This window comes from Vibrio sp. 10N.286.49.C3, from assembly GCF_041469545.1.
Classification (GTDB): domain Bacteria; phylum Pseudomonadota; class Gammaproteobacteria; order Enterobacterales; family Vibrionaceae; genus Vibrio; species Vibrio tasmaniensis_A.
Window position 1 is genome coordinate 245,271 of the sequence record NZ_JBFRKT010000008.1, and the last position, 20,294, is coordinate 265,564.

17 protein-coding genes are annotated in these 20,294 nt (G+C 42.9%); 7 read left to right on the forward strand and 10 right to left on the reverse strand.

Going from position 1 to position 20,294, the window contains the following annotated elements; all coding sequences use genetic code 11:
• The first annotated feature begins 20 nt into the window (after positions 1-20).
• Positions 21-1,034 (forward strand): succinylglutamate desuccinylase/aspartoacylase family protein, encoded by a 1,014-nt coding sequence (locus AB4180_RS04005; RefSeq protein WP_102249387.1) that lies wholly within the window; start codon positions 21-23, stop codon positions 1,032-1,034.
• A 166-nt stretch (positions 1,035-1,200) separates the two neighbouring features.
• On the opposite strand, the gene AB4180_RS04010 is transcribed toward AB4180_RS04005, so the two are convergent.
• The 4 genes from AB4180_RS04010 to AB4180_RS04025 form a co-directional block, all read right to left on the reverse strand.
• Positions 1,201-1,650 carry a PTS sugar transporter subunit IIA gene (locus AB4180_RS04010; protein ID WP_009845709.1) on the reverse strand — a complete coding sequence of 150 codons (450 nt, stop codon included), beginning with the start codon at positions 1,648-1,650 and terminating at the stop codon, positions 1,201-1,203.
• Positions 1,647-2,903, reverse strand: coding sequence for a PTS ascorbate transporter subunit IIC (locus AB4180_RS04015; protein ID WP_009845708.1), 1,257 nt, complete (start codon positions 2,901-2,903; stop codon positions 1,647-1,649). The genes AB4180_RS04010 and AB4180_RS04015 overlap by 4 nt, the downstream gene beginning before the upstream one ends.
• A 10-nt stretch (positions 2,904-2,913) precedes the next feature.
• Positions 2,914-3,183: a PTS sugar transporter subunit IIB gene (locus AB4180_RS04020; RefSeq protein WP_009845707.1), complete on the reverse strand. Its 270-nt coding sequence runs from the start codon at positions 3,181-3,183 to the stop codon at positions 2,914-2,916.
• Between the two features lie 286 nt (positions 3,184-3,469).
• Positions 3,470-3,946 carry a hypothetical protein gene (locus AB4180_RS04025; protein ID WP_009845706.1) on the reverse strand — a complete coding sequence of 159 codons (477 nt, stop codon included), beginning with the start codon at positions 3,944-3,946 and terminating at the stop codon, positions 3,470-3,472.
• Positions 3,947-4,557: 611 nt separating this feature from the next.
• Here AB4180_RS04025 and AB4180_RS04030 point away from each other — a divergent pair.
• The 3 genes from AB4180_RS04030 (at position 4,558) to AB4180_RS04040 (ending at position 7,032) form a co-directional block, all read left to right on the forward strand.
• Positions 4,558-5,766: a NupC/NupG family nucleoside CNT transporter gene (locus tag AB4180_RS04030; RefSeq protein ID WP_009845705.1), complete on the forward strand. Its 1,209-nt coding sequence runs from the start codon at positions 4,558-4,560 to the stop codon at positions 5,764-5,766.
• A 339-nt stretch (positions 5,767-6,105) separates the two neighbouring features.
• Complete coding sequence (locus AB4180_RS04035; RefSeq protein WP_012600286.1) at positions 6,106-6,375, forward strand: hypothetical protein; 270 nt, start codon at positions 6,106-6,108, stop codon at positions 6,373-6,375.
• Between the two features lie 45 nt (positions 6,376-6,420).
• A complete protein-coding gene (locus AB4180_RS04040; RefSeq protein ID WP_102249386.1) occupies positions 6,421-7,032 on the forward strand; it encodes a trans-aconitate 2-methyltransferase in 612 nt (203 codons plus the stop codon).
• A 98-nt stretch (positions 7,033-7,130) separates the two neighbouring features.
• Here the strand turns inward: AB4180_RS04040 and AB4180_RS04045 are convergent, their stop codons facing one another.
• On the reverse strand, positions 7,131-8,321 hold the full coding sequence (locus AB4180_RS04045; RefSeq protein ID WP_102249385.1) for a DUF3541 domain-containing protein: 1,191 nt from the start codon (positions 8,319-8,321) through the stop codon (positions 7,131-7,133).
• Positions 8,322-8,594: 273 nt separating this feature from the next.
• Here AB4180_RS04045 and AB4180_RS04050 point away from each other — a divergent pair, with 273 nt between their 5' ends.
• The gene (locus AB4180_RS04050) at positions 8,595-9,950 is read left to right on the forward strand and encodes a diguanylate cyclase (protein ID WP_017097049.1); all 1,356 of its coding nucleotides are present in this window, start codon (positions 8,595-8,597) and stop codon (positions 9,948-9,950) included.
• 164 nt (positions 9,951-10,114) lie between these two features.
• A complete protein-coding gene (locus AB4180_RS04055; protein ID WP_012600290.1) occupies positions 10,115-11,686 on the forward strand; it encodes a DEAD/DEAH box helicase in 1,572 nt (523 codons plus the stop codon).
• Positions 11,687-12,592: 906 nt separating this feature from the next.
• On the opposite strand, the gene AB4180_RS04060 is transcribed toward AB4180_RS04055, so the two are convergent.
• Positions 12,593-14,125, reverse strand: a complete 1,533-nt coding sequence (locus AB4180_RS04060; RefSeq protein ID WP_017097047.1) for a DUF3612 domain-containing protein — start codon at positions 14,123-14,125, stop codon at positions 12,593-12,595.
• Between the two features lie 170 nt (positions 14,126-14,295).
• Between AB4180_RS04060 and AB4180_RS04065 the strand changes: the two genes are divergently transcribed.
• A complete protein-coding gene (locus AB4180_RS04065) occupies positions 14,296-14,898 on the forward strand; it encodes a malate synthase (protein WP_102249384.1) in 603 nt (200 codons plus the stop codon).
• A 265-nt stretch (positions 14,899-15,163) separates the two neighbouring features.
• Here the strand turns inward: AB4180_RS04065 and AB4180_RS04070 are convergent, their stop codons facing one another.
• From AB4180_RS04070 to codB, 4 genes are all read right to left on the reverse strand, one after another.
• A complete protein-coding gene (locus tag AB4180_RS04070) occupies positions 15,164-16,180 on the reverse strand; it encodes a GGDEF domain-containing protein (RefSeq protein ID WP_009845697.1) in 1,017 nt (338 codons plus the stop codon).
• Between the two features lie 401 nt (positions 16,181-16,581).
• The gene (locus AB4180_RS04075) at positions 16,582-16,794 is read right to left on the reverse strand and encodes a cold-shock protein (RefSeq protein ID WP_004730009.1); all 213 of its coding nucleotides are present in this window, start codon (positions 16,792-16,794) and stop codon (positions 16,582-16,584) included.
• Positions 16,795-17,155: 361 nt separating this feature from the next.
• A complete protein-coding gene (locus AB4180_RS04080; RefSeq protein ID WP_102249382.1) occupies positions 17,156-18,433 on the reverse strand; it encodes a cytosine deaminase in 1,278 nt (425 codons plus the stop codon).
• A gap of 9 nt (positions 18,434-18,442) precedes the next feature.
• The gene (gene codB, locus AB4180_RS04085; protein WP_102249381.1) at positions 18,443-19,681 is read right to left on the reverse strand and encodes a cytosine permease; all 1,239 of its coding nucleotides are present in this window, start codon (positions 19,679-19,681) and stop codon (positions 18,443-18,445) included.
• Between the last annotated feature and the right edge of the window lie 613 nt (positions 19,682-20,294).

Genomic DNA, 20,294 nt, shown 5'->3' on the forward strand with positions numbered 1-20,294 from the left:
CAACAAGATGGAGACGTTGGATGAAAACAGAGTACTTAGGCGATGTTTTACAAGGTAGGCAGGTTATTGGCGCCTTAAATGTCGAAGACTTACCGATTGGAGAGCATCAGTTTTGGTTTCAAGTAACCAGTGATGGGTTAGGGCAACCTAAAAACATGCCGGTTTCTGTTTTCAAAGGCAGTCAAGACGGCCCGAAGTTGATGATCACTGCCGGGATTCACGGTGATGAGCTAAACGGTGTGTTGGCTGCTCAGCAAATTATCCGAGATTTAGTAGGCAAAACATTAAAAGGCACGGTGACAGTTGTACCAACTGTGAATTTGTCTGGCTTGCTTAACCACAGCCGCGATTTTATCTCTTCGGATCCGGGCTCTTGCCCTGCCAACCTTAATCGACTCTTTCCTGGTGATGCACACGGCTTAGCCGCGGAGCGATTCGTCGCATCTCTGTGGGATCGCTTACTCAAACACAACGCGACATTTGCTGTTGATCTGCATACCCAAACTCGTGGTGCCGTGTATCCACTTTATGTGTTTTCTGATTATCGAGTAAAGCAATGCTTGGAGATGGCGAGGTTAATGCTGCCCGATTGTGTTCTTAATGATCCCGGCGATCCGGGTATTCTTGAAACGGTCTGGAATCGAAGTGGAATTCCGAGCATTACAGTGGAAGTCGGGATGGGGAAATTTACTCAACCTGACATGATTCAACGAGCCGTAGATGGTGTTTTTAATATTCTTTCTTACTACGAGATGCTTGATGCTGAAGGTTTAAGAGACAAAAAGCCACTGCCGAGTATAGATTGGATAGAGGGCAATAATGTGGTGTCTATCCGCGCTGATATTGGTGGATTTGTGTTGCCTCAGGTCGAGCTTTTACAAAGCGTAGAGCAAGATGATCTTTTGGCGATTCAATACGACGCTTTTGGTAACGAATGTCGTCGTTATCATGCGCCGTCTGCCGGACGTGTACTTAGCTATAACGTGGATGCATTAAGGGAGCCTGGGGCTCTTGTCTGTCGATTATTGAGTTGAGCTGCTTTTAGGTGAGAAGCTCGCAGTTGGTAAGTTCTGAGTTGAAAAGCTCTTCGGCGGGCATCTCTTTGTTAATCTGGTGCATCGTCATTTGAAACGTGTAAAAAAAAGACCGAGCAGGGCTCGGTCTGATAGCTTTTCTCTGGAGTAACAGCTTTTAGCGTAACTAGTATCGCTTTAAGATCTCGATGATCTCTTGCTCTGTTTCCGCTGCGATAATGGCATCAATGTCATCATCATTTTGGAACAACTCTGATAGCGCCATAATAGTATGGATATGGCTATCTGAGTCCATCGCTGCCAGAGTGATTGAAAGGTAAACGTCACCGTTGTCTTCCGACTCTAAATCAACACCCTTTTTGAATACTGTCACCTGCAGTGATGCTTCGTTCACACCATCTTCAGGACGAGCATGAGGCATCGCAATCTTTGGTGCTAGAACATAGTACGCGCCGATGTCTTTGTGCTTTTGCTTGATAGCTTCAACATAGCTTGCTTCAATTTTCTTGCTTGCTAACAGTGTTGAACAGGTTAAATCAATCGCAGCATCAACCGTTAGGTTCTCTTCAGAGTTGATGATAACGCCTTGGTTACCGATTAAATCGAATAGGCTCATGAAACAATCCATCCTAGAATCAGACCAACAACACCGAAGTCGAAGTCAGCAAATGTTGTTGCTTCAAGCCCAAGACCACCCAGTACTGGAAGTAGTAGCATTGGTAGGAAAGAGATACACAGACCTTGCGTGAATGAACCTAGAATTGCACCACGTAGACCGCCAGTCGCGTTACCGTAAACACCTGCCGCACCACCTACGAAGAAGTGTGGAACCACACCCGCTACAATGATTGTCCAACCAAGTGCACCTTGAACTGCCATTGCTAGTAGGCCAGCCGCGAAAGAACAAAGGAAACCGATTAGTACCGCGTTTGGTGCTACTGGGAATACCATAGGGCAGTCTAGAGCAGGTTTTGCTCCTGGTACTAGTTTGTCAGAGATACCTTTAAATGCAGGAACGATTTCAGCAATTAGCATCTTCACACCTTGCAATACGATGTAAACACCACCAGCAAAGATTAGAGATTGCATGAAGGTAAATACAACCCAGTTTTGACCGCTTGATACTGTTTCTACAAACTCGCCGCCCGCAATAATAGACGCAAGCATGAAGAAGATAGCCATTGTTGTTGCTACGGCTACTGGCGTATCACGCAGGAACATTAAGCTTTTAGGAACTTGGATGTCTTCTGTTGATTTTGATGTGTCACCGAATTTGCTACCAATGAAGCCAGACACGATGTAAGACAGTGTCGAGAAGTGACCAATAGCCAGTTGATCAGTACCCATCACTTTTTCAGTGTACTTTTGGCCTAGCGCTGGCATCACAACCATTAATGTACCCACAATGATAGAGCCGATTGCGACTAGAACTGTGCCTTCAATGTTTGCTGTAGACAGAATTACCGCTACTAGCATAGACATGAACATTGTGTGGTGACCCGTTAAGAAAATATATTTTAAAGGAGTAATACGAGCCAATAAAATATTCACAACGAATGCGAAGAACATAATTAGAGCCATTTCATAACCGAATGCTTCTTGTGCTAATGCAACAATTGCTTCGTTATTTGGAATAACACCACTTACGCCGAATGCTTCAGTAAATACAACTGAGAAGTTATTTAGTGCGCCAACAAGAGCGCCAGCACCAAAACCTAAAATTAGGAAACCCATTACGGTTTTAATTGTGCCTTTTAGAATGGTGGAAATATCAGCTTTCTGTGCAACAAGGCCAATGAAAGCAATTAAGCCTACCATGATTGCTGGCTCTTTTAATAAGCCGAGCATGAATTCGAAAAAGTTCTGCATAATTTTGACCTTACATGAAAGTTTTTAGTTGTTCTTCGATTGATGCTTTGTCAAAAATATTTTTAAGGCTGATTATGTTCTCTTTTCCGCCTTCTTTCAGTTGGTTTGCAACGTCTGTCGCTGCTACCCAAATATCCGCGTTGCTTGATGCAGCTGATGACAGATCTTCGTGATCAACTTCCGCTTCGAAACCGATTTTTTTAGCCACTTCTTTCACTGCCATTTCCATCATTAGTGAAGTACCAAGGCCGTTACCGCAAACTACAAGAATCTTTTTCATAATATTTGTCTCAATTGGATTTTAGGGGTTGAGAAACTGCGTTCTCTTATTGTGTGGGAGCATAGTAATGGAAATATTGAGATTTCAATAAGATCTCCATCACAAAGCTAAAATGAGATTGTGACGGAGGTCTCGCTTGTGTGTGGTAAAAATCCAGAGTGAGACTTTGATCAAATTTAACTTTTCACACGAATATGCAACGTATCTATTGAGAAAGGTTGGGGGGGGAATGTATTTGTCTATTGGAATGTAAATATATAGAGGGTCTGTTGAAGAAAATAGAGAATTAATCGTATCGACCGTAGTCGGTAAGCATTTTCTTAAGCATGCTATTAACGTCTTTGGTCTTTTTATTTCTTTTAGTTAGTTGGCTAAGAGAAGTCGGTTTTGGCGAGGTAACATTTTCACCATCTATTTCTTCGGTTTTATCTTTCATTTTCTGTACGGCAGGCAATAACATTCTAATTTCTTCATTATTGATATTGGTCAGAACCACAATATTTTCAGATTCAACTTGGGTAATAGTTAATATGCCATGCTTAACGGATTCAACCTTTTCACCAATCATAATTGATTCAGGTGCGACAGAGCGATCGGTTAACTGACCTGTACGTAATTTCGCCGCACTGATAGCGCGGATATTTCCGGTGTTTTCAAACGCAACAATAACAGTATAGGTATTATAATACTCAACTACTGTCACATAGCCGTGTCTATTTGTTTTGAATCTAGCTCCATTGTTCATGTCGTGCGGAGCTTCCATTTTCTTCACGTGTTTCCTCTCTTAGTCTCAATGGCAGTTATATCTAATCAGCTCGTCTCGTTTTATAGATAATGAATGGGTGAGATAATACAAAGTATATACGCATCTAAACTTAAGATGAATCTTGAAGTCATAGTAAATGAGGGAGAACACAGAAAAGTGGTAATAATCACACAGAATTAACCGAGAGGTTACGCTCATACGCTTAAGGACTTAACATTCCAAATTCAACCTTATACAGATTGTTTACAGTTTTTGAAGAACGAAAATGACGATAAACACTGCGTTTTGTTTAATCCTTGACCGCGCGATCGTTTGCGTTGAAAAATGTGATGAAAGTCTCACTTAACTGTTTATACTTCTTTTCCGGTTTTAAGCCGGTGCTTAGCCAATACAAGCCGTCACATGGATATGTGAATGACCCCACGGACCGGACCAGCTACGTTCCACTGCTTGTATAAGGTGATTTTTACATGAACAACTCGTTGTTACATTCGCTAACCCTGTTAGCTCCTTCATCGCGTAGCGTTTTGCTTGCGGTTCTTTGTCCTATTCCTTTGATGTCATTCGTTTGGCTCATGTTCACTCTTTAAGGATTACTAGGACACATTATGAATATTCTATTTGGTTTTGTCGGTGTTCTTGCACTGATTGCTTGTGCGTACCTGCTATCTGAAAGTCGTTCTTCGATTAACTGGAAAACAGTCTCTCGTGCACTATTACTTCAAATCGGCTTCGCGGCTTTGGTGTTATATTTCCCTTGGGGACAATTGGCGCTAACAAGCCTAAGTAATGGCGTTTCTAGCCTGCTTGGTTTTGCAGACGCTGGTATCGCATTCCTTTTCGGCGACCTTGCAACTGAAGGTTTCATTTTCGCGATACGCGTACTTCCAATCATTATCTTCTTCAGTGCTCTGATTTCTGCACTTTACTACCTCGGCATCATGCAAAAAGTGATTCAAATCTTGGGCGGAGCGGTGCAAAAACTGCTAGGCACCAGCAAAGCTGAATCCTTGGTAGCGACAGGTAATATCTTCCTTTCTCAGGGTGAGTCTCCTCTTCTTATTCGTCCGTTTTTAAAGTCTATGACTCGTTCGGAACTGTTTGCTGTAATGGCAGGTGGTATGGCGTCGGTAGCGGGTAGTGTGCTTGGTGGTTATGCTGGTTTAGGTGTTGAACTTAAATACCTTATCGCCGCAAGCTTCATGGCAGCTCCGGGTAGTCTGTTAATGGCGAAGATCATCGTTCCTGAGCGCAGTACACCAAGTGACTACGACCATATCGAACTCGATAAAGCTGACCAAAGCAACGTGATCGATGCACTGGCAAGCGGCGCGATGAACGGTATGAAAGTCGCGGTGGCTGTCGGTACTATGTTGATTGCATTCGTGAGTGTAATTGCGATGGTGAACACTGGCCTAGAAAGCTTAGGTGAGACGTTCGGTTTTGCCGGTATTACGCTGCAAGCTATCTTTGGTTACCTGTTCTCACCACTAGCATGGCTGATCGGTATCCCAAGTGATGAAGTATTGATGGCGGGTTCTTACATTGGTCAGAAGATCGTAATGAACGAGTTTGTTGCTTTCATCGACTTCGTTGAGAACAAAGCGCTGTTATCTGAACATAGCCAAGTCATCGTCACTTTTGCTCTATGTGGTTTTGCTAACATTGGTTCTATTGCTATTCAGCTGGGTTCAATCGGTGTTATGGCACCAGAGCGTCGTGCTGAAGTGGCAAACTTAGGCTTGAAAGCAGTCGCTGCTGGTACGCTTGCAAACCTAATGAGTGCGTGTTTAGCGGGTATCTTCATCCTGCTTTAAGCGAGATTCAGTTCAAGCGCCTAAATTCAGTTGAAGCGGGCACCTTTCTTGCGGATTTAACGTGAGAAGGGTGTCCGCTTTTTTGTGCCTGCTCGTTAAGTTGATTCAGATTTTGAACCACCACTTTTATTGCTATTCGGTGTATAAGGCTCACTCGGAAGAGTAATAGAGCAAGCCTGTTTTATCCGATATACTTGAATATCATTAGGTTGCGATTAATAGCATTCGGCTCCAATTAAGAAAATCCGGTTTCTATTAAGAACACTCGGTTCCGAATAAGAATATTCCGTTCCGACTAAGAATACGGCAACCAAGCTCAAATTTATCAAGGGTCTCTCTATGAACATGCGCGTTCTCATCGGTCTTATTGCTACCTTCATTGGCTTGTTTGCGATGGTTTATCTTATTGCTGGTGGTACTCAGTTTCCTATCTATCAGTGGCCGCAAGAAGCGTATCTCGGTTTAGTGTTTAGCGTAGTATGGGGTACTGGCGTTGCTGCATCGGTGGCTTATGTCTTCTCAGCTTTGGTGTTTGTGACTGTCGCCGTGGTTTGCTATGCGGTCGGTTATAAGATTGGTGGACTCTTTTCTTCAAATTCTGACGTCTAAGTTTATTGAGGCGTACTTATGTTCATTGAAGTGAGATTTGTTTGAATGCACTGGCTCGATCGTTGGAAAGTGTATCGCTATCATCGAAAGCAGGCTAACCGCTCGAATGGCGACAAGGCTAAAGCTTTAGGGTGGACTAGCGAAGAGAGCCAATTGTGTCGCTTTGAAGTGATTGCTCGTTCGGCTGACTTCGAAAAGAAGAGTATTTTAGATTTGGGTTGTGGCTATGGCGAGCTGTTTGAACTGCTCGACAGCATCTATCGCATTCAATCTTACACCGGCGTTGACCAACACGCAGGCTTTTTAAAGAAGGCGAAGCAGAGTTATACAGAAGATCGTTGTCGGTTTTTGTCGGGTGATATGAGCCAAATGAGCCTTGAGGTACACGATGTAGTTATCGCCAGTGGCTCATTGAATTACATCTCTCGCGACTCGGATTATCTGACTAACATGATTACTCGTATGTTTGGACTAGCGAATCAGACGGTGATTTTTAACCTGCTCAATTCAAGCCAGTATCCTTCACGTAATACCTTGATGAGTTATCACCCTCAGGGCGTATATAGATTCTGTAAAACACTCTGTGACGATGTTTCCTTGGTAGAAGGATACGCAGAAGGGGATTTCACGATAGTGATGAACAAAGCCGTATCCTGAGTCTGAATGAAGTGTTGGTGTGGTAAGAGTTAAAAAGCCGCAGACCTTGAGAGGTTTGCGGCTTTTTTTTGGACCCAAAATCAACTTAAGTATTACTGCTAGTGCTTCAGCGGTTGATTTTCAACCAGTCCGTAAGGGATGTTAGTAAATACTTTTGGGTTACCTTCATAAGTCGGTGCTTCGTTCACTTGCTGCCAATCGAGTAGCATGATAGCGAGTACGTTGCGGTGCTCTCCATACTTGAGATCAAAATCACCGGTGACTGAAGGGATCATACCTTTTGTCTTATCGATAGATGCCTGGATTGCGAGCCTAGTTTTCTCTACAACCGGGTCATTCTCTAGACCGGCTAATAAGAAAGTCAACCCAACCTCAGCAATCACATCCTCTTTAGCTCGTAACAGGATCGTATCGATGTTTTCTCTGAAGTAATCGTAGATCCATTGGTGTTCTTGCTCGCTTACTTGGTGCTGGTAATACTCAGAATCTCCAAAGATCACATGTGTCATACCATAGATCTTATTGCCGTATTGCTGGCTTGAAAGCTTCTTGTCTTTATCGTCTGGGTAGGCTTTTTTGAAGGTATCGATAAATTCATCAACGACATCTTGTTCACCCAATTGGCGTAGCCAGTAAACTTGATTAGCGAGTTGGGCTGCCCACGCTTTCACCATATCTTCATTGGTCACGTATCGTGAAAAGTCATAACGACGAATGATTTCACGCAGTTTGGCATCGTTCTTGTGTTCTAAACCGTACTCATTGGCGCGCGCCATAGAGCCGAGAAGGTCAACACCAAGATATAGATATTCTGGCATGTGCTTGGTGATGTTGTAGCGTCGAACACTACGTTCATCGCTGTCGCCAACATAGGAAGCAACACGCTTTTCTGAGTACAGTATGATTTGTTCCATGGTGTGAACATCATTCGACAGGCGGCTGAGCTTACTTGCTACACGTGCCATGTCACTCCATACCGCGGCAGAATATTTGTCGTCTAATGTTTGTCGATACATACGCAAACCATAGTGACCTTCTTTGAATGCAGGCAGAGTGTAAAGTTGGCTTTCGTAGGTTGTGCGAATCAGATCGGCGGATTGTATAAAAGATTGCTCTTGAGAGTCGAGAACACCAGCTTGTAATTGAATATTTGGTACGCTTGTTGCTTGTATATTAACCGTCTGTTGTGTGTCAAAAGCCGTTAGCGTATCTGAAGTAGCTTGTGCGTGAACCGCAACCGCAACTGAGATTGATAACAATGTGCACAGAGTTAGCATTTTTAGCTTCATGTTCGTAAGGTACCAAGCTGATTAATTGTGAATATAAAATAACACTCATGAATCTTTCAATGTAAGGTTTTGGTCAATACATTGTAATCTTTAATAAGATTGATTCGATATTTGGTTCAGTAATCAATGTGTCTAATGGACTTTAAGTGATGAATGACTCAATAATGAAATGGGCACTAGGCTAAGTGTATGTATTTAAATAGCTTAACGGCATACTTAAAGAGTTAGTCTGATATGAGTAAATTTAAGAACAAAAAGGTTTAGGGGGTCTGAATGCCAAGTGGTTCTAGCAAGCAATGGCCTGCCAAATTATTATCTTTACTGTTTTTTTTAGTGGTAATGAGTGCTATCGAGTTTTTTCACTCTAAAGAGTTATCCTACCTGAAAGATGAATCCTACTCTGAGGCAAAAAAGCAGCTATCGATCATTCGTTCTCGAATCGAAGCCGCGATCGTGTCAGATATGTATATCCTCAATAATTTTTCGACCTTAGTGACCATAAACCCTGATGGTGAGGTGAAAAATTGGGACAAGATTGCTGAAAGTATTATTAAAGATGGTTTCCATATTCGTCTTATTGGGCTAGCCAAAGACGACATTCTAAACTTTGTTTACCCTATGGAAGGCAATGAGCAGATTCTCGGTATTAATTATCGTGATTATCCAGACCAATGGGAGTCTGTTGAGATAGCCCGTAATCTTGGCAACACCTTTATTGCTGGTCCTTTTGAGCTGTTTCAAGGTGGCCAAGCTATCATTACGCGAACTCCGATCTTTCGAGACCCGCCTTTTAACGAAGACTATTGGGGTGTATCCAGTGCCGTTATTAGTTTAGATGAGCTGTTTGAAGATGTCGGAATTGGGATACTCGAAAACAAGTATAAACTCGCGATTCGCGGTGCAAACAGTTCGGGTAAAGATGGCGCGGTCTTTTATGGCTCTCAGGACGTATTTGATAATGCTTTTGTGACTGAACAGGTGAGCTTTCCATACGGTGGTTGGTACCTTGCTCTCTCTGGTAATGAGCATGTGTTGATGGATGTGCAGTGGTATCGAATTCAAGCAGTAAGGTTGGTGGGTTACACCATAATGTTAGTGCTGGCGTTTGCCTTCTTTACTATTTATCGCCTGTACCGAATTGCAGATAGTCGCTCTATGCATGATGAACTCACCATGCTACCTAATCGTCGATACTTTATGTACAGCCTAAAGCAGGCGTTCAAAGTCACCCAAAAGCAGAGAGCAAGAACCTTTGCTGTGGTAAATATCGATCTTGATGGCTTTAAAGCGATCAATGATACTTTTGGGCATGCGGCTGGCGATCAGGTGCTTATTGAGTGTGCTAATCGCATTAAGAGCGAGTTACGTGGTTCAGATATCGTTGCGAGAATCGGTGGTGATGAGTTCTTAGTTTTGTTACCACGCATCATTGATGATCAACATGTCTCTTCGATTGTAGCTAAACTTCGAAGAGCGATATGTAGCACACCTGTTGTTTATGATACGCACTCGATTTATCTTCGAATTAGCGTTGGTTGGGTAATTCATAGCAATAACTACAGTGATGTCGATGCACTACTCAAAGCAGCTGATGAAAAAATGTACGAACAGAAACGACAAATTTTATAGGTTGGATTGGATCTGTTATTAGAATTTAGTTGCTGAATGTGGGGAAAAGCCTCAGAATACCGCGCTTTGCTCTTTATCAATCCTATTGATGAGCGAAAGCTGTAGCAACGACTTCTTTCTGCGCGTTGCTCATACTAAATGTTATTCAACTGAGAAAATAATCTATGAGTTTTACCTCCCTTGGCCTTTCTGAACCGATCCTTAAAGCTATTGAAGCACAAGGTTACGATAAGCCATCACCAATCCAAGAGAAAGCCGTACCAGCTGTCCTAACGGGCAAAGATGTAATGGCCGCTGCTCAAACAGGTACAGGTAAAACTGCTGGCTTCACGCTACCTATTCTTGAAATGTTATCAAAAGGCCCTCGCGTACGTCAGAACCAAGTTCGTGCACTAGTGCTAACACCGACCCGTGAACTTGCTGCGCAAGTGAATGGCAGCGTAGTTAAATACGGTATTAACTTACCGCTTACTTCTACGGTCGTGTTTGGTGGCGTGAAAATTAACCCTCAGATGCAAAAACTTCGTAAAGGCAGTGATGTGTTGGTGGCAACACCGGGTCGTCTACTTGACCTATACAACCAAAATGCAGTGCGTTTTGATCAGCTAGAGATTCTAGTATTAGATGAAGCTGATCGCATGTTAGACATGGGTTTCATCCGCGACATCCGTAAGATCTTGGCTTTCCTACCGAAGAAGCGTCAAAACTTACTGTTCTCTGCAACGTTCTCTGATGATATTCGTAGCTTGGCTAAAGGCTTAGTAAATAACCCAGTTGAGATCTCGGTAAGCCCTGCAAACTCAACAGCACCAACTGTTGAACAAAGTATTTATCCAGTAGATAAAAAGAAAAAAGCGCCAATGCTAGCTAAGCTGATCAAAGATAATGATTGGCGACAAGTGTTGGTGTTCAGCAAAACAAAACACGGTGCAAACAAGCTTGCTCGTTTCCTTGAAGAGCAAGACATCACTTCTGCTCCTATCCATGGTAACAAGAGCCAAGGCGCGCGTACTAAAGCCTTAGAGAACTTTAAAACCGGTAAGGTACGAGTACTCGTAGCGACCGATATCGCTGCTCGTGGTATTGATATCCCACAACTTCCTCAAGTGGTTAACTTCGACCTTCCAAACGTATCAGAAGATTACGTTCACCGTATTGGTCGTACTGGCCGTGCTGGTGAAGTGGGTAAAGCAATTTCATTGGTTTGTGCTGATGAAGTGGGTGAGCTATTCGGTATTGAACGCCTTATTCAACAAGTACTGGAGCGTCGTGAACTTGAAGGTTTTGCACCCGTAAACAAGTTACCAGAATCTCGCTTGGATTCGCGTCCGATTAAGCCTAAGAAACCGAAAAAGACACGCGAACACTCGGATGGCCAACGTTCTGGTGAGAATGCTCGCGGCCATAAGCCAGCAGGCAAGAACAAGCGTCATGTAGCAGGTAATGGATCTGCTCCAAAGCGTAAGCCTAACTCAGGCAACAAAGCTTCAGACAGCAACTCTGCAGCTGCTGGTGATGATAAGTCTTTAAGAAATAATGGCAGCAACTATAAGCGTGGTAATAAGCCTTCTACGAATAGTTCTGGCAAGCCAGGTGGTGCAGGTAAACCTAAAAAGTCTGGTTTCGGTGGAAGTAATGGTTCAAGCAAACCGTCTAACAAGTCAGCAGGTAACAAGCCTACAGGTAACAAACCTTCACCATCTAGAAGCCGTTCTAAGCCTGCATCTCAGAAATAGTAGCTCTTTGGTAGACAGAACGTTGAACAGATAGCTTTGCAAAGATTATATAACGAGATCGCTTCGTAAGAGGGTTCTCGTTTAGTGACGATTTCCTGCTATCGAACTCGAATCAGCGCGAATATTGAATTTCAATGTTCGCGTTTTTTTATGGGTGTAATTAGGGCGTGTTGACCTTTCGCGGTTAAATTTTGTTCGAGCTAAAAGTGTTTTAATCGCGGCGAGGGGGAAGTCGCCTAGTCATTCTAAGCAAATCTCCCTCAACAAAGAGTAAAACGCTTTTAGCTGGCAGCGTTTGCTGGTCATTTCTACTACGTTATCGGCTTCTCATGTAGGCTAGCTACACATCGAAACCTCTGCCTTGTATAAATACCCAGCAACTCGCTGCAAAAATCAGCTCGAAAGATCAACACGCCCTAAGCAAACAAGAAGAGGTTTCTTCAGAGTTGAAGCTATCGAATTTATTGAAAAGTAGGTATTTATAGGAAGAGAAATTAATCTTTAATGATCTATTAATAACAACATAATCACTAGCGATTTGTTGGGTTTTGCAATTTGCAATTTCAGTTTGCAAAACAAACAAGCATTTATGGCGAATACGTGTTCAGATGCGTAGTAAATACGTATATTTAAAGTTGGCACGTATAGTGCATTAGTAATAGTGACCCTTCTTAAGCCGAGGGTCACCTAGCCAACTGACGTTGTTAGTGAACCCATATTGTTCACACAAAATATATGACCAATCACCCTTTTGTGATTGGTTTTTTTTTGCCTGAATTTTGAGTTCTACTTGTTGGTATTACTTTTTATTAATTGTTATTACTACACTTATTATTAAGTGCAGTTAGCTAAAGCAAAACAAGCAGAGCACGACAATTTACTAATCATGCTCATACCATTCTTGCGCTAACACTCACCACACTTTGAGTAACAGCTTGGTTGGCGCGGGCATTCTCCACCTCGGGAGCAGATAAGCCTAGCCTCTGTCTCAATCCCACGTTCAATCCAATTTATATTTAGAATCTTGGCAATTGTCGTGAGATCTTTCTTGATGTTACGCGGGATTACCACAGAGCCACCATTGTTAACGCATGATGCTTTAAGTTGCTCTGCAATGTCTCTTGAATTACCGCCTTGTGCATCAATTGCAGGGTTAAGGTCTATGCCAGCACACAATACGCGATTGTTACCTGCAGGATCCGTCATATTGATGGATTCACAACAGTAGATTCTTGGTTCATCACCCACATTTAAAATAGATATTTGAGCCGAACTCCCTGCGCGAGGTTCTGACAATCGACGAAACACAGCCCAATGTTGACATGGGTCGGCAACAGTTCTCATATTTCCCCAAGGCAGTGGAATCCCGTTCCCGCGGTACACCGCCTTGAGTTTCCCTGGCCCATAAGCATCAAAGTAGTGCCAGTGAGGGTAGGGCGATACTACCGTCATTCGACGCATAGCAACAGAGGGGGAAACCCCCGCTCTTTTGTGAACGTCGATTTCGTAACCAGTGCGGTCAAGCAACTGTCTAAATGGAACTTTCGGGCAAAGAAGTGCGCCAGCAAAGAAGCTAGATTCAAAGTCTCGCCATGCTTGAAGAATATCTTGAGAATTAAGTTGCGAAGAGCCTGAAACCTGGTTGTCGTCCCATGTGTTGTTGTTGCCGACCGACAACACACTCTTTAAGCCTTCTTTGCTATGCAGAATACAATGGCCAATATAGACCGATAAATCGTATTTCAGACGAGTGGGGTACTCTTTCAGGATTTCGTTTAAGAAGATTGTGCTAGGAGGTTCAAAGAACGAAGTGACTAGCTGTTTGGCATTAATTCCGAGTTCATCAACAACGTCTTTCGGTGTGCGTGTTACCCAACGGATGTTAATTCCTAGGCTTCTAGCGATGTCTATCAGATCTTCTACGCTGAGGTTAAGACGTTTTAAGCCAACTTCTTCCGCTGCGCGCTCAAGGTCAGGGAAGTGGTTCTGATTGCTTTCTTGGTGTGCTCGAATTAAGAGGTGTGCAAACTGGCGGCCTGAGATCCCCGTTTGAGATAGCATCTCTGGAATTGCAATTTGCAGGATGTCGTTGGAGAAAAGAAAGCTAGGCTCGAGTGCCATGCCACTTATCCCACCACGATTCCCTTTATCAGGAGCAATGGCTTGTTGTTCCGATTCGTCGTCAAGGAACCAGGTTGGGTTCTTCTGAAAGACCTGCGCGATTACTTCTAGCATATCGATGCTTGGGACGCGCTTTCCACGTTCAATCATTGAAAGGTAAGAAACGGAAGGTGCGTATTCTGGGTTGATTCTAATACAACGCGCAGACAGATCTTCCATCGTTAAATGGTTACGTTTTCTTAGGTTACGTATTTTCGTACCGAGGAAATGAGACTGACGAACTAAACTTTTTGACAAGGCCATATTTGTAAAATTCACATTGTAAAATTTTTGTTGTGAAATTGTAGGCAAAAAAGCGCTAGTCTACAAACTAAGCAATTCACAAAATGACAAATAAGTTAAACGTTAGTTTGGAATAATTGCTCTAGGACACATTTTTGCTATAAAAATCGGTGAATGTTCACCGGGTTGGTCAAGAGGGAAAGACTATGAATATGCTGACATTCGATAAAACAGAAATCCAAAAACAAACAAAACCATTTATCGCTGAAGCTGTCTTTGCCGTGGAGACTATCAGTGCCAAACAGCAAACTGAGAAGCAACTCAAAGCGAAACAACTGCTAGATAGATTGTTTCCATTAGAGAACGGCTCACATCAAGATGTAACGAGCTACGTAGTTGATTACCGCCATATCATGGCTTATTTCAAAGATGGCCAACACAGCGGTCTAAAGCATCCTAAGCAGTTTGTAGCTTACATGGGTGAGAAGTGTGACCCAGACTCAATCTTGTTCCGAGATAGCAGTGGAAGCCATTTAGAAGTGATGTTTGGTTGTCATAAAGGGACGGGGTGCATTGAATTGGTCGATATCGACGATATTCAGTTAGAGTCATGCACTACTTTTGGCCAGTCACCAATGGAAGTGGTACAAACGAATACTGAGCGTCAAGGCATCACTACAGCAATACGTCACTGGATCAGCTTAGTTCAAGGTGATGAGAAGGGTAAACCAAAAGCATGCAGCGAAGACAAAGAGTTCCGAGCTAAGAGCGGTGAAGATTACTGTCTTAATTATTGCTACGCCCTTTAATGTCACAGCTACATCTTTGGCATTTATGAAAGATGTAGAACCAGTGTAGTGTTAAACACTCTGAATGTATTTAGTGTTAAACACTGACGACTATGCATAAACGACAAAGCCCCAACGATTAACCTACTGGTTATTGATTGGGGCTTTTTGCTTTCGGTGTTAATTGCGAGTCTATTTTTGTGCCTAGTGCCTAGTGCCTAGTGCCTAGAACCTAGAGCTTAGTAAGTACGCCGTTTAACTGTAAATTTGTTTAGATGATTGCAGACTACAGCGGCATCACTCTATTTCGACCAAGTGACTTCGCTTCGTAAAGTAGCTTATCAGCGCGTTCGATCAGTGATTGTGCCGATTCACCGGGTTCAAGCTCAGCAACACCAAACGATGCGGTGATGCTACCTACCTGTTGCCCGCTACGACGATCTTTAATCGATAGCTTTTCTAGAGAGCGGCGGTTGGTGTCTGCAAGCTGACGTGCAATGCGTAATGATTTGTTTGGCACGATTATCGCGAACTCTTCACCACCAAATCGGTAAGCAGAAATCCCTTCACGGCACATTTGTTTCAATTTGCGCGCAATGCCTTTAAGAACCATGTCACCAAATAGGTGGCCATAAGTGTCGTTGAAGTTTTTAAAATGATCGATATCGAGAAGAATTAAACACAGAGGTTGTTTCGCTTCACACAAGGTTTCTATATCACGGTCGAAAGAGCGACGGTTATAGAGTGTCGTTGTGCTGTCAAAGAGTGCATCTTTCTGCACTTCTACCAGCTGAGATTTTAGCTTAGTGATTTCTGATGTTGCAGAATTCAACTGAGAATTTAAAAATTGAGTAGAGTGACGAATATGACGAGATTCAGAAACTAACTGACGAACTAAAGACATGACTTCATCGATCGATAAACTTTCATTGTCAACGCGGGCCAAATCCTCGAAGCTTTTATCAATCATCTCAGAAAAAGCAGAGGTATCGGTCAGTGTGTCATTCATCGAATTCGAAACTTCCGAGACCAACAATTCTAAATTAGCGCGGAGGTCATTGATATTCGTTTCAGACTTGCTAGCAACATAATTATTGTAAAGCTGCTCACCAACGGCTGGAGGACAAATGCCATAGTATTCCAAGATACCATCCATGTCTTTAGTCAGCTGTGGGATAGCATTGTCAACATAGGTGTACCAAAGTGCATAATTTGCAGGTGTAGTAGACACCCGGTTCTTCATCATAAGAGGCACCGCTTTTTTTAGATTTGCGGTGGATTTTTGAAATTCGTCTTTTTTCATGATTTTTATTGCAGATACCAAACTAACTAAGCCACTGCGACCAAGATTAGCGGATTTTACCGATCTTTGCTTTAAAAATTATATAATTAATGGATGAGGATTGGGTAAACAACTCATTTTCATTATGGAAATCGATTGCATATTTATATCGAATAATAAATAGGGTGTTATTTGACCAAAGAGGAGAGGTCCGGTTGGGGGGGGGCGGCTGTTGGTAAGGGTTGGCTGCAATACCAATCGCGGTCAATAATGGGTTAGCCAAGCTTGTTCAAACACTCTGCCGAAAAATGGGTAATACGGGTGAGTGTGAAGAGGTAGTAACTCAGTGGAAGTTTTATTTCAGGCATAAAAAAGCGCCGATAAAAATCAGCGCTTTAAAATTCTTTTTAGCTAAAAGCTAATTATTGAGCAACAACGTTTGCTGCTTGTAGGCCTTTTTGACCGTTTTCAACTTCGAAAGAAACCTTTTGGCCTTCTTTCAGAGTTTTGAAACCTTCAGAAGCGATAGCACGGAAGTGTACGAATACGTCAGCGCCGCCGTTGTCTTGAGAAATGAAACCGAAACCTTTCTCTTCGTTAAACCATTTTACAGTGCCAGTATTTGTGTTAGACATAATTTGTCCCTTATTCATAAATTTTCTAAATTGTTGATTGCATTACTGCAATGCGCTGATAATTGAATTATTTAATATTGCTAAGAAATAAGGAAAAACTACTTACAAAAACGGGTAACGATTTTACATGTCATTTTTTACTATTCATCTAACTTAAATAACTCCGGCTAACAGAGCGAGTGCATGTTAACACAGTCTTTCGGGTTGTACACTCATTGATTGATAAATCAGCGAGTTTTTTTGTCATGTTGCGCTTGTTAACAAAAACTACCTACAACAGCTGATAGGTTTATAAAGTTACACGCCATGACAAAGTAAAAAGGAAGCCTAAGCCTCCTTTTCTTCGTTAGTATAGACGATATTATCGTTTGAAGTTGATATCTTCAGTCTTATCTAAATTAATTTTAGTCTTAGCTGGTTGAGTCTCTGCGATTATTTTTCCGTGGCGAATAGAGTACTGCACTGGAACTTGGCGACGTACTGCATCAAAACCGTTATCTGCAGGAAGAATTAGTAAGCTTCCTGGCTTACCTTCTTCAATGCCGTAGTTGTCTTGGATATGCAGTGTGCGTGCTGAGTTCTTGCTGATCAAATCAAGTGAGGTGTTGATTTGGTCGTAGCCCATCACTTGCGTTACGTGCAGTCCCATGTGCAGAACTTGAAGCATATTCGCTGTACCCAGTGGGTACCATGGGTCAAACACATCATCGTGGCCGAAACACACATTGATATTTGCTGCGAGCATCTCTTTAACACGCGTTACGCCACGACGTTTCGGGTAGTCGTCGAAGCGACCCTGTAAGTGAATATTCACTAACGGGTTAGCCACGAAGTTGATACCAGACATCTTCAATAGACGGAACAAGCGAGATGCGTAAGCACCGTTATAAGACCCCATCGCTGTGGTATGGCTCGCCGTTACCTTCTCACCCATTTCGAATTTGTGCGCAAGGGCTGCCAGCGTTTCAACAAAGCGAGATTGTTCATCGTCAATCTCATCACAGTGAACGTCGATCAGGCAGTCGTACTTGCGTGCAAGCTCGAACACGTAATGCAGAGATTCAACGCCGTATTCACGAGTGAATTCAAAGTGAGGGATAGCACCGATAACGTCAGCACCGATCTTCACGGCTTCTTCAAGCAACTCTTTGCCGTTAGGGTATGAAAGAATGCCTTCTTGAGGGAATGCAACGATTTGGATGTCGACCCACTCTTTCATCTCTTCGCGGACTTCAACCATCGCTCTTAACGCCACTAACGTTGGGTCTGACACATCAACGTGTGTACGCACGTGTTGAACCCCGTTCGCTATCTGCCATTTCAGTGTTTGCTTGGCACGAGACTTTACGTCTTCGATTGATAACAATTCTTTACGCTCAGCCCAACGCTCAATACCTTCAAACAAAGTACCAGAGATGTTCCAGTTAGGTTCTCCAGCCGTTTGCGTAGTATCTAGGTGGATGTGCGGTTCACAGAAAGGAGAAACTGCAATGCCACCTTCAGCATCAAGGATGTCACCTTGATGAGTGATTTGAGCGTCATTATCGAGAATGCGAGAAAATTGACCATTTTCAATCAGAATTTGTTTCAAGCCCTCTTGGTCTTGAAGTTTCGCGTTCTTGATTAATAAGGTTGTCATAGTGTGTCCTTAAGCGGCCTGAGATTTCAGAGCTTTTTTGTTCAATAGAGGATTTAGCACGAGGTAACTGATTGTACCACCAAACACGGCATTCAAAGGAACGATGCCAGGTAGGAAGTGACCAGCGGCTACGCCTGTTGCTACCGCGATAATGCCAGCCCAGTTAACGGTTTGGAACTCTGCATTTGCAAAATCTTTGTAACGTTTACGGTTCGCGAAGAAGTCGGCGATGATTACGCCACCAATGGGTGGAATCGCTAGCGAAAGGAAGGTTAACCAACCAACGAAGTTGTTGTATAACCAAAGCGCGAAAATCGTACCGATAATGCCGTTAATGATAGACATTGTAGTACTTGAGCGACCTGTGATGTTAGATAAACCCAGACCTGACGCATAAAGTGCATTTTCATTGGTTGTCCAGATATTCAAGCCAAGCACGATGATGGCTGGAAGCAGTAGACCTTGCGCGATCATCACATCTGAAATATCAGCCTGACCGGTTGCTGCTGCGCCTGCTGCGCCGAAGATAAACATCAGCGAGTTACCGATGAAGAACGCGACCATTGTAATTAACACGGCGCTTGCTGGCTTTTTACCGAAGCGAACGAAATCGGCAGTCAACGTACCTGCACTTACAAACGAACCTACAACCATTGCTAGTGCCATTGAGAAGTCCATTGGCGTCTCTGGCTTAATCAGCTGCAGTTGCTCTAGTCCACCAACACTGTCTACGGCTGTTAGTACTGAGTAACCACCCAAAATTGCAATCGCGGGCACCGCAATTGCTGAAAGCACCATTAGCGCTTTAATACCGAAGTACACCGTACCTGTCATCAAAAGGCCTGACACAATAATCAAGGTGTTGGTATCAATGCCTGTGGCTTTCTGTACCGGAATTGCGAACATGGCAACGCCTACACCAAACCAGCCGACTTGTGTACCACCAAGTAGAGCAGAAGGAAGCCATGAGCCTTTAGTACCAAAAGAGAAACGAGCAAGGAGATGAGTAGAGAGGCCAGTAGATGAGCCGATGTAGCCAAGAAAAGAAGTGTAAATACCAAGAATTAGGTTACCGATGAGAACGGCGAGGAAGAAATCGTTGAAAGAAAGACCTGTCCCGAGTGAACCACCTGTCCACATACTTGCAGAGAAGAAAGTGAGTCCAAGCATTACCATGGTGAGTGAAGCAACTCCTTTCCTAGCCGATGTTGGAACCGGCCCAAGACTGTAGTTATTATCCGCAGCCATTTTTTACCTCCGCAATTGTTCAAAATTAAAATTAACGGTCGCCGTATTGCAGGCAAACGTGCGCATTATCGTGATATAAATAACATAGTCAATGCTAGTTTTATCAATAAGCCATCTATTAAGGCGGTTATGTTAAAAATAGACATTTAAAACATAAGGTTACTTTTCATATTTATTCTTAAAAAATAATTAGAAAACGTTTTCTATGGCGTAGGTGATGAGCCATAATTGAACTTCACTATGAATGCTAGCGATTATGACTATGAATGGGTGTCTGTATATTGGATGGGCGATGTTTCTTAAATTGCAGGCAAAAAAATGGCCAATCGCAATACTCGCAATTGGCCTATATATATCGTGAACAAGAAAGGTTCACTAACAACGTCAGTTGGCTAGGTGACCCTCGGCTTAAGAAGGGTCAATATGTACATTGCAGTTAGTGTGCCAACTTTTAAAGCAACGTAAAATGGGTGTTTTATAGCAATTTGGTGCGTATTTAAACGGTTTGCTTGCATTTTGAAAGTTGATAGTTGCATTTTGCAATTGCATTTTGCGATTTGTGGTGCTTGTCACTAAGGAATAAACGATAAAAATGAATACTGAATACTGAATA